General features: G+C 58.8%; 11 protein-coding genes and 3 pseudogenes. 13 read left to right on the top strand and 1 reads right to left on the bottom strand.

Going from position 1 to position 16,447, the window contains the following annotated elements:
* Positions 1 to 835 precede the first annotated feature (835 nt).
* From hisC to EN943_RS25085, 3 genes and pseudogenes are all read left to right on the top strand, one after another.
* Entirely contained in the window at positions 836 to 1,966 is a 1,131-nt protein-coding gene (gene hisC, locus EN943_RS25075; protein ID WP_063169376.1) for a histidinol-phosphate transaminase, read from the top strand.
* 71 nt (positions 1,967 to 2,037) lie between these two features.
* Positions 2,038 to 3,072, top strand: coding sequence for an LLM class flavin-dependent oxidoreductase (locus EN943_RS25080; protein WP_063169375.1), 1,035 nt, complete (start codon positions 2,038 to 2,040; stop codon positions 3,070 to 3,072).
* A gap of 254 nt (positions 3,073 to 3,326) precedes the next feature.
* A pseudogene (locus tag EN943_RS25085) lies at positions 3,327 to 4,529 on the top strand (IS3 family transposase).
* On the opposite strand, the pseudogene EN943_RS25090 reads toward EN943_RS25085, so the two are convergent.
* Positions 4,524 to 4,665, bottom strand: a pseudogene (locus EN943_RS25090) (transposase); the annotation flags it as partial. The pseudogenes EN943_RS25085 and EN943_RS25090 overlap by 6 nt on opposite strands.
* Before the next feature lie 369 nt (positions 4,666 to 5,034).
* Here EN943_RS25090 and queC point away from each other — a divergent pair.
* The 10 genes and pseudogenes from queC to nifN all read left to right on the top strand — a co-directional run.
* Positions 5,035 to 5,733, top strand: a complete 699-nt coding sequence (queC, locus tag EN943_RS25095) for a 7-cyano-7-deazaguanine synthase QueC (protein ID WP_127415060.1) — start codon at positions 5,035 to 5,037, stop codon at positions 5,731 to 5,733.
* Positions 5,733 to 6,089, top strand: coding sequence for a 6-carboxytetrahydropterin synthase QueD (gene queD, locus EN943_RS25100; RefSeq protein ID WP_063169374.1), 357 nt, complete (start codon positions 5,733 to 5,735; stop codon positions 6,087 to 6,089). The genes queC and queD overlap by 1 nt, the downstream gene beginning before the upstream one ends.
* A gap of 5 nt (positions 6,090 to 6,094) precedes the next feature.
* Entirely contained in the window at positions 6,095 to 6,820 is a 726-nt protein-coding gene (gene queE, locus EN943_RS25105; protein ID WP_164548811.1) for a 7-carboxy-7-deazaguanine synthase QueE, read from the top strand.
* 770 nt (positions 6,821 to 7,590) lie between these two features.
* Positions 7,591 to 8,343 (top strand): carbonic anhydrase, encoded by a 753-nt coding sequence (locus tag EN943_RS25110; protein ID WP_063169372.1) that lies wholly within the window; start codon positions 7,591 to 7,593, stop codon positions 8,341 to 8,343.
* 160 nt (positions 8,344 to 8,503) lie between these two features.
* Positions 8,504 to 8,700 (top strand): annotated as a pseudogene (locus tag EN943_RS38455) (7-carboxy-7-deazaguanine synthase QueE); the annotation flags it as partial.
* A gap of 1,097 nt (positions 8,701 to 9,797) precedes the next feature.
* Positions 9,798 to 10,691, top strand: a complete 894-nt coding sequence (gene nifH, locus EN943_RS25125; RefSeq protein ID WP_024505261.1) for a nitrogenase iron protein — start codon at positions 9,798 to 9,800, stop codon at positions 10,689 to 10,691.
* Positions 10,692 to 10,778: 87 nt separating this feature from the next.
* Positions 10,779 to 12,281, top strand: a complete 1,503-nt coding sequence (nifD, locus tag EN943_RS25130; RefSeq protein ID WP_024505262.1) for a nitrogenase molybdenum-iron protein alpha chain — start codon at positions 10,779 to 10,781, stop codon at positions 12,279 to 12,281.
* A gap of 129 nt (positions 12,282 to 12,410) precedes the next feature.
* Positions 12,411 to 13,952: a nitrogenase molybdenum-iron protein subunit beta gene (gene nifK / locus EN943_RS25135; protein WP_024505263.1), complete on the top strand. Its 1,542-nt coding sequence runs from the start codon at positions 12,411 to 12,413 to the stop codon at positions 13,950 to 13,952.
* Positions 13,953 to 14,013: 61 nt separating this feature from the next.
* Positions 14,014 to 15,498 (top strand): nitrogenase iron-molybdenum cofactor biosynthesis protein NifE, encoded by a 1,485-nt coding sequence (gene nifE, locus EN943_RS25140; RefSeq protein WP_024505264.1) that lies wholly within the window; start codon positions 14,014 to 14,016, stop codon positions 15,496 to 15,498.
* Positions 15,499 to 15,506: 8 nt separating this feature from the next.
* On the top strand, positions 15,507 to 16,447 hold a 941-nt coding region (nifN, locus tag EN943_RS25145), incomplete at its 3' end, for a nitrogenase iron-molybdenum cofactor biosynthesis protein NifN (protein ID WP_127415061.1).

The following is a 16,447-nucleotide window of genomic DNA, read 5'->3' on the forward strand; positions in this document are numbered from 1 at the left end:
ACGCAGCGGTGTGAGACGGGCATTCTTGTGGATGTTCATTCGGACCCTCCGATGGATGCTGAAGCGTGGTAACTCCAGTCTCCTCGGTCCGGTCCGAATGGACAACCTCTCGAAAGCTCACACCTAGTGCCGGCAGTGGCACCGCTGTTGTCCGTCGACAGGTCCCGCGCTTGCTCGGTGCGACCAACAACCTTAAGCGCTAGGGCGTAACCTGACCCTGCAAGATCTCCTCACCGACTATAAGGTGCGCCTCACGATCTGAGACGATGGGACAGGATGGCTAAGGAGGTGCGCCGTCTTGCATGCCCCGCCAGCGAGGCGAACCCTCTCGGCTACGCGCGCCACCAGCGACGCTCCATATCGTCAGGCCTGCGTCTCATGCTCAGATGAGCCGGTATTTGGCTCTCTCATCAGCAAACCGAGAGAGCCCATGCCAAGACGGAAGCAAGCAAGACGAACGAGCGTCAGAGATATCCTGCGCCTGACCCATAAACAGGGCAGTCCGGTGGGCCAAGGTGGCAGAGCAACTGAGGTTCGGCAAGACTTCGGCTTCCACCTATCTGCGGGCGCTGGAGACGGGCTGTCGTGCAGGCCCTGCATGCGGCTTTGAGGACGATGCGATGTTGAAACACCGTCTGTTGCGCCGAATCGGCCGTCGGCCAAACGTTGGGTCGTCATCAGGTTCTCGACAGCTTCCCGGTGTCAAATCCAAACCGTGGTCGGCGATCCCCACCAGGGTGGGAAGGCAGCGCTGATATAGCCGAACGTCGATCAAGTCACGATCAACGATTGCCTCATGTCACATGCCCTGCGGGACTGAAAAACGGAGAAGAACATGTGCGATGCAAAACTGAAGACCGTGCTTTCGCTTTTTTCGCCGGTGGCCAGCAAATTAGATGCTCTCTCGTCCAACGGACCAGCGACGGATGCAAACTGCGTTAAGCTAAATACGAACGAGAACCCGTTTCCGTTGCCGAAGAGCGTAATGCAAAGTGCAATTGCTGCGATCGAACACCAGTATCTTTATCCGGAAGACGACAATCTCAGCTTAAGGGCAGCTGCCTCCGATGCTTACGGATTTTCCAAAGATCAGGTGATTGCCGGCAACGGTTCGTCGGAGCTGCTCGGACTCATCTACAGAGCTTTCCTCGCCCCAGGAGATAGAGTGGCAATGCTGTCGCCCGGATTTTCGTTCAACCGTAAACTTGCCATGTTGCAGGGTGCCGAGTTTCTCGAAATCGCATCGAGCGAAGCTCATCCCCTGCCGATAGAAAAACTGCTGTCCGGCCCCGCAAAAGACGCGAAGTTCATTCTGTTGGCTAATCCGAACAATCCGACCGGAACATTCGTGCCGGTGGCCGAAATCGAACGCCTTGTGGAGCAAGCAGATCGCTTGGTCGTCTTGGATGAGGCCTACGTTGACTTCGCACCCGACAATGCCCTGCGCCTCGTCAATAGACATCCGAATCTTTTGATCTTGAGGACTTTTTCAAAGAGCTATGCTGCCGCTGGCGTGCGAGTCGGCTTCGGTTTCGGTCACCCAGAAATCATTGGCAGGCTGCGCAACATCCAGAATGTCTTCAACATGAACGTGATCGGGCAGGCGGTCGGGAAAAGCATTCTTGCGCATCGCCACGCCTACGAAGAGAACCACAGGCACATCAAGCATGAACGACAGCGAGTGACCCTGGCGCTGTTGCAACTTGGCTTTTCCGTAACACCCTCCCACGCAAACTTTTTGCTGGCCCGTGTGCCGGCGGGACAGGAGGGCTCATGCTGGCAAGCCGCGTTGAAAGAGCAGGCGATCCTCATCGCCAGCTTTCCTGACGTAGATTTGAAGAACTGTATTCGCGTCAGCATTGGCACCACAGAGCAGATGGACAAATTCCTTGCTGCCGCCGAACGCGTCTGTATGAACTTTAAGAAGGATCGCGGTGCTCACAAGCATGAAGTCGATTCACATTAAGCATCAAGTAATGATATGTCGTGAGCTATGATGATTAGCGAATAAATATAGGTAATTTGGAGAACAATTAATTGAAGAAAATTTCCGCTTCGGGCCTGACCTTCGGCATCTTCGATCATCTGGACGAAAACGGCGATGACATCGCACAACAATATGCAGATCGGCTGAGCCTAGCAGAAGCGTGCGATGGCTATGGCTTTTATGCGTATCATCTCGCCGAGCACCACTGTACGCCGCATGGCAGAGGTCCATCACCGAATTTGTTCTTAGCGAGCGTCGCCCAGCGAACCCGCAGTCTTCGTGTTGGTCCCATGGTAATGCTACTTGCGCTCTATCATCCGCTGCGTGCCTTCGAGGAGATCTGCATGCTTGATCAGTTGAGCGGCGGCAGGCTTGAACTCGGCATAGGGCGCGGCTCTGCTCCCACTGAATTGGGATACTTCGGGGTTGCTGTAGAAGCAGCACCAGAACAGTATGCGGAGGCCAGTGAGATTCTCATCAATGCGATGAAAGGCGGGACGCTTTCTTATCAGGGCCGCCACTTTGAGTTGAAAGATGTTCCGCTGACGTTGAGACCTCACCAATATCCCCGTCCGCCGACATGGATCGCCACCAATCGACCCGAGCCGGCTAGCTGGGCCGCTGCGAATGGGGCAAACATCGCCTGCGTCGGACCTTCCACTTCTGTTCGCAGCGTTACCGACGCGTTCCGCGCCGCCCGAATTCACGATGCTGACATTGGCCAGCAAGCGCCATTTCTTGGATTGCTCCGAATGGTGGTGATAGGGCGTTCTGAAACAGATGCGTATTTGCTCGCAGCACCTGCCTATGAACGATGGCTCAATAGCTTCAAATTTCTATACGAACTAAATGCCATTTCCACTCCACCAAACTTGCCTTTGAACTTCGATGCAGCAATTGAAAGTGAATTGTGCGTCGTGGGAACGGCAGATTCTGTCCGAAAAGCTCTCCTTGATCAGCTGGAAGAGGCAGGTGCTAATTATCTTCTGTGTCAACTGGCATTTGGGGATTTGCCGCTGGATGCCTCACTATACACCGCATCGGCCATTGGATCCGAAATCATGGCTCGAGTTGCCGCATCGTGAATCCGTCGTGTGATTGGAGGAGCAGCGGCAGCGCTGCTCCTCATTGCGAAACGGTTGTGGGGGCCGGACTCCTGTGTCAGGTGTAAACCATTGGAGCACGTCCTATCTGATCCAGGTCATATCCTGCGGCTTTGAAGTAGTTGGCACATTCGGCTGGGGTGAAGAGGTCGACGACCGCGCCGAGGCGTCCTGACCTTGCCCCTCTGATCTAATCCGGTTTGAAGTTCGTTCTGGCCCATCCAGAGGACCAGGACATGAAACGCAGCCGCTTCTCTGAAGAGCAGATCATCGGAATTTTGAAGAAACACGAGGCCGGGGTATCGGTTGGCGATCTGTGCCGCAAGCACGGGGTCAGCGACGCCTCGATCTACAATTGGAAGGCCCGCTTCGGCGGGATGGATGTCACCGAGGCTCGGCGACCTGAAGGCGCTGGAGGACGAGAACACGCGCCTGAAGCGGCTTTTGGCCGACGCCATGCTCGACAATGCCGCGTTGAAGGACCTTGTGGGAAAGAAATGGTGACGCCCGCCGCCAAGCGGAAAGCTGTCGCTCGCCTGAAGGAAGGCTTCGGGATGAGCGAACGGCGGGCGTGTAAAGCCATCGGCTGTTGCCGCATGACGGTTCGCTACCAGACCAGCAGGCCGGACGACCGCGAGGTTCGCGAGCGGATGAAGGCCGATCGCGCAGGAGCGTCGCCGGTTCGGCTACCGGCGTCTTCTCGTGATGCTGAGGCGGGAGGGCCTGGTCGTGAACCACAAGAAGCTGTTCCGGCTCTATCGGGAGGAGAAGCTCGCCGTCGCCGCCGTGGCGGCCGCAAGCGGGCGATCGGGACCAGGGCGCCGATGCTGGTGCCGCTGAGGCCCGACGAGCGCTGGTCGCTCGACTTCGTATCGGACCAGCTCACCGACGGGCGCCGCTTCCGCATCCTGGCCGTCGTCGACGACTGCACGAGAGAGTGCCTCGCACTCATCGTTGATACGTCTCTCTCGGGCATGCGGGTTGCCCGCGAATTGGACGGCTCATCACCGAGCGGGGCCGGCCCAGGATGATCGTCAGCGACAATGGCAGCGAGTTCACCTCGAACGCCATCCTCTCCTGGGCGGATCAGAACCGCGTCGAATGGCATTACATTGCGCCCGGCAAGCCGATGCAGAATGGCTTCATCGAGAGCTTCAACGGCCGACTGCGCGATGAACTGCTCAACGAGACGCTGTTCACCTCGCTGGCTCAGGCGCGCGTAGCCATCGCCCTGTGGCACGCCGACTACAACACCGCGCGGCCGCACTCCCCCCTGGCAGACCCCGGCCAAGTTCGCCAGCACCTTCAATCCGCGACGGTCGCTCGCGCTGCGCTATGCCAAAGGCTCCGCGCCAGCGCCCGTCGCTTCACCCGCCCAGCAGGGCACAACCCACGCCGGAAACGAACTCAAAACTGCTGGGGCAACGTCAGTCCCATAGAGCCTTGATGGTTATCTCGGCCTTTGCTCGCAGCAGCGCCTTAGGTTGGGCGAAGGCGTTCTCAATCGGATTGAAGTCGGGACTGTAGGGCGGCAGTTAGAGCAGGCTCGCCTGCGGCCTCAATCGCGCCGCGCAGGGTTCTCCAGGCGGATGTCGCCAATGTCAAATTTGCTGGCATCCATGTCGCCCTCGCCAACCGCACAAGCGAAGGCCAGAAAGCCAACATGTGTTCTGCGGCTTAATTAAGAGTCAGCCGATGTCGGCCGAACATCACCTTGTCTCGAAGTCGACGATCGGACAGCAGGTTGCGAAAGTTGGCGCGATGCGAAACAAACTGCTGAAGCGCTCAACTTTTATTGATCACGCGTGTTGGACGCGACGCACTCCCGTTCCAATCGGGCTGAGCGCAAATTCTCCCGGTTCACAAAACTGAGTCGCTGGAGTAGTGGGGGCGCAGAGAAATCTCCGGTCGCAGCCTTACCCGGTCAAAACAAGGATACCAATGATGAAGACTCTCGCCGTCTGCTCTGGCGGATTGGACTCCGTTTCCCTTGCTCACATGGCGGCAGCGGAGCACGAACTCACCGGCCTTCTATCTTTCGACTATGGCCAACGGCACAGGAAGGAATTGGGCTTCGCCGCTCTTTGCGCGCAGCGACTGAAGGTCCCGCACCAGATCATCGACATCGGCGAAATTGGCCGTGGCCTTTCCGGCTCAGCGCTGACTAGCAGTATCGACGTGCCGGACGGCCACTACGCCGAAGACACGATGAAGATTACGGTGGTGCCGAACCGCAATGCCATCATGTTGGCAATCGCCTTCGGTCTCGCCGCCGCCCACAGCGCCGAAGCGGTGGCGGCGGCCGTGCATGGTGGGGACCATTTCATCTATCCCGATTGCCGTCCGGCCTTCATTGAAGCTTTCCAGACAATGCAAGACCGCGCGCTCGACGGCTATGCGCAGATACGCCTCTATGCACCGTATGTGAATCTCGGAAAAGCTGACATTGTTGCGGATGGCGCAAGATACGGCACCCCGTTTGCTGAGACCTGGTCCTGTTACAAGGGCGGCGTGCGTCACTGCGGACGATGCGGGACCTGCGTCGAGCGGCGCGAAGCGTTCCATCTCGCCGGGCACGCTGATCCCACCGACTACGAGGACGCCGATTTCTGGCTTGAGGCGCTGCGCAGGAGGCGCGCGTAATGTTCCACATCAGCAAGGAATTCCACTTCTCGGCCTCGCATCAGCTCACCTCCTTGCCTCCCAACCATCAATGCGCGCGCCTGCACGGGCATAACTATGTCGTCGTAGTGGAGCTGTCGGCCAAGGAACTGGACGCCCACGGCTTCGTGCGCGACTATCACGATCTGGCGCCGCTCAAACGCTACATTGACGAGAGCTTCGACCATCGGCACCTCAACGACGTGCTGGGACATGAGAAGGTCACGGCGGAATGCCTGGCCAGACATTTCTATGAATGGTGCAAGGCACGTCTGCCGCAGACCGCGGCCGTGCGCGTTAGCGAAACACCGAAAACTTGGGCGGAATACCGTCCGTGACCGACATGCATCCCGCAATCCGTGTGAGCGAGATATTCGGGCCGACTATCCAGGGCGAGGGCGTGCTCATCGGCTTGCCGACGGTGTTCATCAGAACCGGCGGATGTGATTATCGCTGTTCATGGTGCGACAGCCTTCACGCGGTGGACAATCAGTATCGCCATGAATGGCTACCGATGCCGATCGATGCCGTGTGGCAAACCGTCCATGCGCTTTCCGGCGGCAGGCCGGTTATGGTCTCCTTGTCAGGCGGCAACCCGGCCATTCAGCCGTTCGGTCCCCTCATAGAACGAGGCCATCGCGAGGGCTATCGTTTTGCACTGGAAACGCAGGGTTCCGTGGTGAGGGAGTGGTTTGCGGATCTTGACGTGCTGACCCTTAGCCCAAAGCCGCCGTCCAGCGAGATGACGACCCGTTGGGCTGCGTTTGATGCATGCCTCGAAGCGGCGCAAGAGAAGCCGCAAATCGTGCTCAAGCTCGTCGTTTTCGACGAGAGTGACTATGCCTACGCCAAAGAAGTCGCGGCGAGATATCCGCACCTTCCGATCTATCTGCAACCCGGCAATCACACGCCGCCGCTCCCTGGCAGTGAAGACGCCTCTGTCGACTTGGACGGAATAATGATGCGAATGGAATGGCTTGTCGAAAGGGTGACTAGCGACAGGTGGTTCGAAGCCCGCGTGTTGCCGCAGCTGCACGTTCTGCTTTGGGGTAACAAGAGGGCGGTCTAGTCTGTGGCTTGCGTCGCACCGGAAGGCCGGGCTCCAACGGCTTGGCAGGCTCTCTTCGCGTGCCGAGTACAGCCGAGCTTTGTTCGCGTCAGCGGTCTCGCGATTGTGCGGCTGGAAACCGCCCGGACACCCCGCTGCCGGCGTGTGTCACCTTGACTCCGATGAGCTGTCGTCACGCAAAGTTGAAATCCGCAAGAACTGGCCTTCTCGCCCCACCTGCTCCGTCGCAAGCACGTCATCCCCTCATCCTTGTCCAGCTCTTATCGATGTATCTCATTGTCCGGCCTGACGCACGACTGTCAGCATGGGAATGCATCCATTGCGCAAATGCCTTCCATAAAGAAGATCGATTTCCTCATTGGCCCAACGTGAAATATAGCAACGTTTTCGTGGCGTGGGTCGGCTGCGTCGGGAGTAGCGATGAAAACGTATTGGGGTCGCCTGCGTCTCCTTGGGCAGCGAGTGTAAAGTATAGCGATGCGGCCTCCGGCGCGAACGGCAGCCGCGCAGTGATCACCTTCGCCTGTGCCTTTGCGGCGGGGGTCAAGCGCTGGTCTGCTAAAATTTTTTATCGTTTAGCTGGTTGAAACTGCCCCCGTTGCGGGCTGCAGAAGCCGGCCAGCCGAGAAACGGCAGCCGCACTTATGAAAGCACGCCAAGGCGTGCGGGCATCTATCAGTTGCAAAGGACAATACTGGCCGCGCCGATTGGCCATCACGCGTCCATTAGGGCAGCCACCAACATCAGTTCGCAAGAGGAGCAAAAGTAATATGTATCGTCGTCACCTGATCAAAGGGTTGGTTGCGCTCGGCGCATGCCGGATTTGCGTTCAAGCCGCCCAAGCGACCAGTGCCCATTGGGGGTACACCGGTCCGGTCGGACCGGAGCACTGGGCTGATCTGGATAAGGAAAATTTCGTATGCTCTGCCGGCACGCAGCAATCGCCGATCAATATCAACAGCGCGGTCAAGGCGGATATCCCGCATATCGCCATCGGCTGGCACAAGGGCGGCGGCAATATGGTGAACAACGGCCACACCATTCAAATCAATATGCCACAAGGCAGCACGCTGACCCGCGGCGATCGTGTCTACGAACTGGTACAGTTCCATTTCCATGCGCCAAGCGAACATCACGTGGCGGGCAAGAGCTTCCCGATGGAGGTGCATTTCGTTCACAAGGACACGCAAAGTGGTACTCTGGGCGTGCTGGGCGTCTTTTTAACGCCCGGCGCGACAAATGCCAGCTTTGCTGCCCTTGCTGCGGCCTTTCCCGAACTGCCGAATGGGGAGGTGACGATCGACGAGGTGAATCCCAACTGGCTTCTGCCAGCCTCGCTTGGCTATTGGACTTATGAGGGCTCACTGACGACGCCGCCGTGCACCGAAAACGTCGAGTGGATGGTGGCGATGGAACCGGTTGACGTTGATCCGGCAGACATCCAGCGATTTGCCTCACTCTACCCGTCGAACGCGCGCCCTATTCATTCACCCAATCGACGCTTCATCCTGCGCCAGAGTTGAGCGCCGCCCCAGCGGTTCCGCACGGTCCAACATTCTTGGCACAAGTTGGCGCGAAGCCTCCTCTTCCGGTCTGGCGGTCTGACGGCGCTCCCCAAGCTGGCTAGTCTAAATGATAGGGATTCGGTGCCGACACCACTCGTCCCAAATACGTCGCGGCGAGGTTTGTCTGCAACCCGGCAATCACACGCCGCCCCGCCGTGGTAATGAAGACGTCTCTGTCGAGTCCGACGGAATATGATGCGCATGGAACCGCTGGTAGAAAAGGTGACCAGCGACAGGTGGTTCGAAGCCCGCGTCTTGCCGCAGCTGCACGTTCTACTCTGGGGTAACAAGAGGGTAGTGTATACCTTCTCCTAGCTTCGCCGCCAACTACTCGGTTTTCCGAATTGCTCTCTATATTCTTGAAGACGATGCGTTCGTTAAAGACATGTGCTGCGCACCTGGTGTAAAAGCTGCTCTCATCATGCAGAGGTCAAGCCAGTCGGGCTCATCCGAGGCTATGGCCGTGAGCACTGTTCAGTTCGGCAGAGAGGGCGCTTTTGTACACACTTTGCGATCGTGGCGGCCCCGTGGGCAGATCTGCAAGCTGCCGCGACACTAACCTCTCGAAGCCCGCCCGCCCGCCTTTCGTGCAGCTTCCTCTGAACAAAACCACCGCTCGCCCTTCAATAGGTTGATGCGTGTCTCCCAGTAAGATTCCTGTCCAAGAACGTGATAATCTTCTTGCCAGTGTTGTAGCTGATGTTGCCCTTGATGCCGCAGCCTACCGCGGCGGGACCAAACTCAATGGCAAGCAGGCCGGCTAGGATCGTGCAGCCAGTCGCGAGCCTCGCCCACAACGGGGTCTCACGCGCATGAGGGCGCCGACCATGGGTTCGGCGGTTCATACGCGTATAACACGTATCTTTCTGAAAAAATCAATGCTCTCGGCTAAGCTACTGAATTATTTGGCTTCCATATAGCGCGTCGGCGGAACCAACTTGTAGACGGGCTATGAAAGGTTAAGCGCGGATGTCTATCGGCCGCCGGCGTTCCCGCTCTGTAAGCCTGCCTGAACTACCCGCGCCGCGGTCAAGCCCCAGGCTCCTGCTCATCCAGCGACCGCCCGATCAATGGCAGGCTGGAAAGACAAGAGCCGATGTCTTCCGATGGTCTCGCCATCAGCTTTGGGCTAACTTCCCCATTCTCCCGCTTCGAGCTCGACACACGGCGGTTTGGATGGCGCACGACAATCTGTGTCGGCTTTGTCGTGTCCGTGACAGACGCCTGAAAGGCCCGTTCGCGCGTTTTGCCGCCGTCTAAGCGGCTGGAATTTAATGACAAAGTTTCTTCTGGGATCGGCCGATCACGCTGGTACGCTTTTTGCGATGCTTGGTGTGAGGCGGCACGAGCTGCCTATCGGCACTTGTGTCGCGGGCAGTCGCGATAATTAGAACGAAGGAAGGAAAGCTATTATGTCAGGTCTGCGTCAGATCGCCTTTTACGGAAAAGGCGGCATCGGCAAGTCCACCACGTCCCAAAATACGCTCGCTGCCCTTGTCGACCTCGGGCAGAGAATCCTCATCGTAGGATGCGACCCCAAAGCCGATTCCACACGCTTGATCCTGAATTCGAAAGCTCAGGATACCGTCCTGGATCTCGCCGCACAGGAAGGCTCGGTGGAAGACCTCGAACTCCAGGACGTGCTCAAGGTGGGCTACAGAGGCATCAAGTGCGTGGAGTCCGGCGGCCCCGAGCCGGGTGTCGGTTGCGCCGGCCGCGGCGTCATCACCTCGATCAATTTCCTCGAGGAGAATGGCGCTTATGACGATGTCGATTATGTCTCCTATGACGTCCTCGGCGACGTGGTATGCGGCGGCTTCGCCATGCCGATCCGCGAAGGCAAGGCCCAGGAGATCTATATCGTCATGTCCGGCGAGATGATGGCGCTCTATGCCGCCAACAACATCGCCAAGGGCATCCTCAAATATGCCCATTCGGGCGGTGTGCGGCTGGGCGGGCTGATCTGCAATGAACGTCAAACCGACCGCGAACTCGATCTGGCCGAAGCACTGGCTGGCCGATTGAATTCCAAGCTCATCCACTTCGTGCCCCGCGACAACATCGTCCAACATGCCGAACTCAGGAAGATGTCGGTGATCCAGTACGCGCCGGACTCAAAGCAGGCAGGGGAATACCGCGCTCTGGCCGAGAAGATCCACGCCAATTCGGGCCAGGGTACGATCCCGACGCCGATCACCATGGAGGAGCTGGAGGAGATGCTGCTCGACTTCGGCATCATGAAGACCGACGAGCAGATGCTTGCCGAGCTTCACTCCAAGGAAGCGGCGAAGGCGGCGGCCCAGTAGTGACATTAGCGCTGCCATGAATCGGCGCGCCTTGCAGAGAACGGCGCCTATTCTTTGAGGCGTCACCCAACCTTGAAAGGGGGACTCATGAGCCGGGAATACGAGAATGACGGTGCTCTTCATGCGAAGCTTATCGAAGAGGTGCTGTCGCATTATCCCGACAAGGCGGCGAAGCGCCGCAAGAAGCACCTCAACGTCGCAAAGAGCGGCAACGAGGCTGGCGGGGAAAGCGAGGTCCTTTCCGAATGCGACGTCAAATCGAACATCAAGTCCATTCCCGGGGTGATGACGATTCGCGGCTGTGCATATGCTGGTTCGAAAGGCGTGGTGTGGGGGCCAGTCAAGGATATGGTCCATATCTCGCACGGCCCGGTCGGCTGCGGCCAATATTCTTGGTCGCAGCGCCGCAACTACTACGTCGGTACAACGGGCGTCGACACGTTCGGGACAATGCAGTTCACCTCCGATTTCCAGGAGAAGGACATCGTCTTCGGCGGCGACAAGAAGCTGGAACAGATCATTGACGAGATTGAAGTCTTGTTTCCGCTCAACAACGGCATCACCGTGCAGTCCGAATGCCCTATCGGCCTGATTGGCGATGACACCGAGGCCGTTTCTCGCAAAAAGACCAAGGAGTATGACAAGACGATCGTGCCGGTACGCTGCGAGGGCTTCCGCGGCGTCTCGCAGTCGCTTGGCCACCACATCGCCAATGATGCAATCCGGGATTGGGTCTTCGACAAAAAGGATGTCAAGTTCGAGGCCGGCCCCTACGACGTCAACGTCATCGGCGACTACAATATCGGCGGCGATGCCTGGGCCTCGCGCATACTGCTTGAGGAGATAGGGCTGCGCGTGGTTGGCAACTGGTCGGGTGACGCCACACTCGCAGAGATCGAGCGCGCCCCGAAGGCTAAGCTCAATCTTATCCACTGCTACCGGTCGATGAATTACATCTGTCGGCATATGGAGGAAAAGTATGGCGTCGCCTGGATGGAGTACAATTTCTTCGGTCCCTCCCAGATCGAAGCCTCTCTGCGCAACATAGCCAAGCATTTTGGGCCGGAAATCGAGGAGAAGACCGAAAAGGTCATTGCCAAGTACAGGCCGCTTGTTGATGCGGTCATCGCCAAGTACCTGTCGCGCCTGGAAGGAAATACCGTGATGCTCTATGTCGGCGGCCTGCGCCCCCGCCACGTCGTCACGGCCTACGAGGACCTCGGCATGGTCATCGTGGGCACCGGCTATGAATTCGCCCACAGCGACGACTATCAGCGCACCGGCCACTACGTGAAGAACGGCACGCTGATCTACGATGACGTGACCGGCTATGAGTTGGAGAAATTCATCGAAGGGATTCGCCCAAATCTGGTCGGCTCGGGAATCAAAGAAAAATACCCGGTGCAGAAGATGGGCATACCGTTCCGCCAGATGCATTCCTGGGATTATTCAGGCCCGTATCACGGCTACGACGGCTTTGCCATTTTCGCACGTGATGTGGATCTCGCCATTAACAACCCGGTCTGGGACCTATTCCACGCGCCTTGGAAAAGAAGCCGGGGCGATGAGCGGGCGATGGCTGCCGAATAAACATTTGCTTCAGCCCCAGTCTCCCACTGAGACGGTGAACTCCCGCGGCCTCTGATCCGCCGGAGCCTGGAACGTCTTGACGTCCTGAGCTGCCGTCCCGCGCAGCCAGATGCAAAAGAGGTAATCATCATGCCGCAGTCGGCTGAAAAAATTCTCGATCACGCTCCCCTGTTCCGCGAGCCGGAATACAGAAAGATGCTCGCTGAGAAGAAGCTAAACTTCGAATGTCCGCACCCCGATGAAATCGTTTCCGATCAGCGCGATTTCACCCAGACGTGGGAATACCGCGAAAAGAACCTCGCCCGCAAAGCGCTTGTCGTGAACCCGGCCAAGGCCTGCCAGCCGCTGGGTGCGGTATTCGCTGCCGCCGGCTTCGAGCGAACCATGTCCTTCGTCCACGGCAGCCAAGGTTGCGTCGCCTATTACCGCTCGCACCTGTCGCGCCATTTCAAGGAGCCTGCCGCGGCGGTCTCCTCCTCAATGACCGAGGATGCGGCGGTGTTTGGCGGCCTGAAGAACATGGTCGACGGGCTCGCCAACACCTACCAGCTCTACGACCCCAAGATGATTGCCGTGTCGACGACCTGTATGGCAGAGGTCATTGGCGACGACCTGCACAGCTTCATCCAGAACGCCAAGGACGAAGATTCAGTCCCGCGCGACTTCGACGTGCCCTTTGCCCACACCCCGGCCTTCGTTGGCAGTCATGTCGACGGCTATGACAACATGGTCAAAGGCATTTTGGAGCACTTCTGGAAAGGTCAGGAGCGTACGCAAATCGAAGGAACCATCAACATCATTCCGGGCTTCGACGGCTTCTGCGTCGGCAACAACCGGGAGCTCAAGCGCCTGCTCGATGTAATGGGCGTGTCCTATACATTGATCCAGGATGCCTCTGACCAGTTCGATACGCCTTCGGACGGTGAATACCGCATGTATGACGGGGGCACGAAGATCAACGAGGTGAAGAAGGCCCTCAACGCCGAGGCAACGCTTTCGCTGCAGCATCACAACACCCGAAAGACACTGGGCTATTGCGAGGAGGTCGGGCAGGCGACGGCCTCGTTCCACTATCCGCTCGGCGTTCAGGCGACGGACGAATTCCTGATGGAGGTCGCGGCGATTTCCGGCAAGGAGATTCCCGAGGCAATTCGCCTCGAGCGCGGCCGACTGGTAGACGCCATGGCGGACAGCCAATCCTGGCTGCATGGTAAGAAATACGCCATCTACGGTGATCCCGACTTCGTTCACGCAATGGCCCGCTTTGTCATGGAGACCGGCGGCGAGCCAACCCATTGCCTCGCCACCAATGGCACCTCGGCATGGGAAGCCGATTTGAAGAAGCTGCTAGCATCCTCGCCTTTCGGCAAGGCTGCCCAGGTTTGGGCGGGCAAGGACCTGTGGGCGCTGCGCTCGCTGCTCTTTACCGAGCCGGTGGACCTTTTGATCGGCAATTCCTACGGCAAGTACCTGGAGCGCGACACCGGAACGCCGCTGATCCGGCTGATGTTTCCGATCTTCGATCGGCACCATCATCACCGCTTTGCGCTCTTTGGCTACCAGGGCGCGTTGCGCGTGCTGACGACGATCCTCGACAAGATCTTCGACAAACTCGATCGCGAGACGAGCGAGACGGGTGTGACGGATTATTCCTATGACCTCACGCGCTAAGAGCCGTGGCCGGCTTTTCGCCGAGGCCATTCCTTGCCCAATGGACTGGGGAGGCTGAGCGATGTCCTCCCTCAGCGCCAAAATCAAGGACGCCTTCGATGAGCCCGCCTGCGATAAGAACCGTGGCAAAGATGCCAAGGCGCGCAAGGAGGGCTGCTCGAAGTCGCTGACACCAGGGGCGGCAGCCGGCGGCTGCGCCTTTGACGGAGCCAAGATCGTCCTGCAGCCGATCACCGACGTTGCGCATCTGGTCCATGCGCCGCTCGCCTGCGAGGGCAATTCTTGGGACAACCGTGGTGCGGTTTCGTCAGGGCCGACCTTGTGGCGGACAAGCTTCACGACCGACCTCACCGAACTCGACCTGGTGATGGGGCAGGGCGAGCGGAAACTCTTCAAGGCGATCCGCGAGATCAAGCACACATACGCGCCGCCGGCGATCTTCGTCTACTCAACTTGCGTAACGGCGCTGATCGGTGACGACATCGAGGCCGTGTGCAAACGCGCCACGGAAAAGTTCGGTTTGGCCGTGGTGCCGATCAATGCGCCTGGCCTGGCAGGCTCCAAGAACCTCGGCAACAAGCTCGCCGCCGAGGCGTTGCTCGATCATGTCATCGGCACGGTCGAACCCGACGACCCCGGGCCCTACGACATCAACATCCTTGGCGAATTCAACCTCTCGGGCGAATTCTGGCTTGTAAAGCCGCTCCTCGATCGGCTCGGCATCCGGGTGCGCGCCTGCATTCCCGGCGATGCGCGTTACCGCGACATTGCTTCCGCGCACCGCGCCCGGGCGGCAATGATCGTGTGCTCGACCGCGCTGATCAGTCTTGCCCGCAAGATGGAGGAGCGCTGGGACATCCCGTTCTTCGAGGGCTCCTTCTATGGCATCTCCGACACATCGCAAGCTCTTCGCAACCTTGTCAGGCTGCTGGTGAGGAAGGGCGCCGATCCGGAGATCCTCGAGCGCACGGAGACGCTGATCGCGCAGCAGGAGGCGATCGCGTGGAAGAAACTCGAATCCTACCGGCAAAGGCTCCAAGGCAAGCGCGTGCTGCTCAACACAGGCGGTGTGAAGTCCTGGTCGGTTGTCCGTGCGCTGATGGAGATCGGAATCGAGATCGTCGGCACCTCGGTCAAGAAATCTACGGTGCAGGACAAGGAGCGCATCAAACAAGTTCTCAAGCACGACAAGCATATGTTCGAATACATGGCTGCGCGCGAGCTGTACGCCATGCTCTCTGAACACAGGGCCGATATCATGCTGTCGGGCGGTCGCACGCAATTCATTGCGCTCAAGGCCAAGACGCCCTGGCTCGATATCAACCAGGAGCGCCAGCACCCTTATGCCGGCTATGCCGGCATGGTGGAACTCGTACGCCAGATCGACCTCGCCATTCACAATCCGGTCTGGTCTCAGGTGCGCCAGCCGGCCCCGTGGGATTGCCAGCCTGATCTAAAAGACGAACTGCCATGCACGAAGAAGGAGTCCGGGCACCTGTTCGATGAATTCGCCGGCGCGACGGCACACGAGTTCAGCGAGTGTTGAGGCGACCGATGGCCCGCATCCTTCCCCAGACCAAATCCGCGGCGGTGAACCCGCTGAAGTCGTCGCAGCCGCTGGGTGCCGCCTTTGCCTTTCTTGGGGTCGACGGCGCGATGCCGCTGTTCCACGGCAGCCAGGGATGCACAAGCTTCGCGCTCGTGCTCTTCGTACGGCACTTCAAAGAAACGATTCCATTGCAGACAACAGCGATGGATGAGGTGGCGACCATCCTCGGCGCTGCCGACCATCTTGAAGAAGCCATCCTCAACCTCAAGAACCGCACGAAGCCAAAGCTGATCGGGGTGTGCACGACCGCGCTGGTGGAGACGCGTGGCGAAGATTGCGCGAGTGATATTGCGAACATCAAGCTGAAGCACACGCAAGAGCTTGCGGGTACGGAGGTCGTGCTGGCCAACACGCCGGATTTTGACGGCGCGATCGAAGAGGGCTGGGCCAAGGCAGTCACCGCAATGATCAAAGGGATTACAGGCTCGGGCGAACGTGCGCGGCAGCCGAAGAAGATCGCGATCCTGCCCGGATGCAACCTCACTGTCGCCGACATCGAGCATATGCGTGACATGGTTGAAAGCTTTGGGCTCAAGCCGGTTATTCTGCCCGACATTTCAGGCTCGCTCGACGGTACGGTTCCTGACCGCTGGGTAGCGACCACATACGGCGGCACCAGCGTCGAAGACATTCGCGAGTTGGGCACGGCCATGCAATGCATCGCCATCGGTGAGCACATGCGCCGCCCGGCGAAAGCGCTGCACGGGTTGACCGGCGTGCCTTACGTGTTGTTCCAGTCACTGACTGGGCTGCAGGACACGGACCGCTTCGTGTCGCTGCTGTCTGCGATTTCGGGCGCGGCGGTACCGGCCCGCGTGCGCCGGCGCCGGGCGCAATTGCAGGACGCGATGCTCGACGGACATTTCCATTTCGGCGGCAAGAAAAT

Source organism: Mesorhizobium sp. M7A.F.Ca.US.006.01.1.1 (assembly GCF_003997935.1).
Lineage (GTDB): Bacteria > Pseudomonadota > Alphaproteobacteria > Rhizobiales > Rhizobiaceae > Mesorhizobium.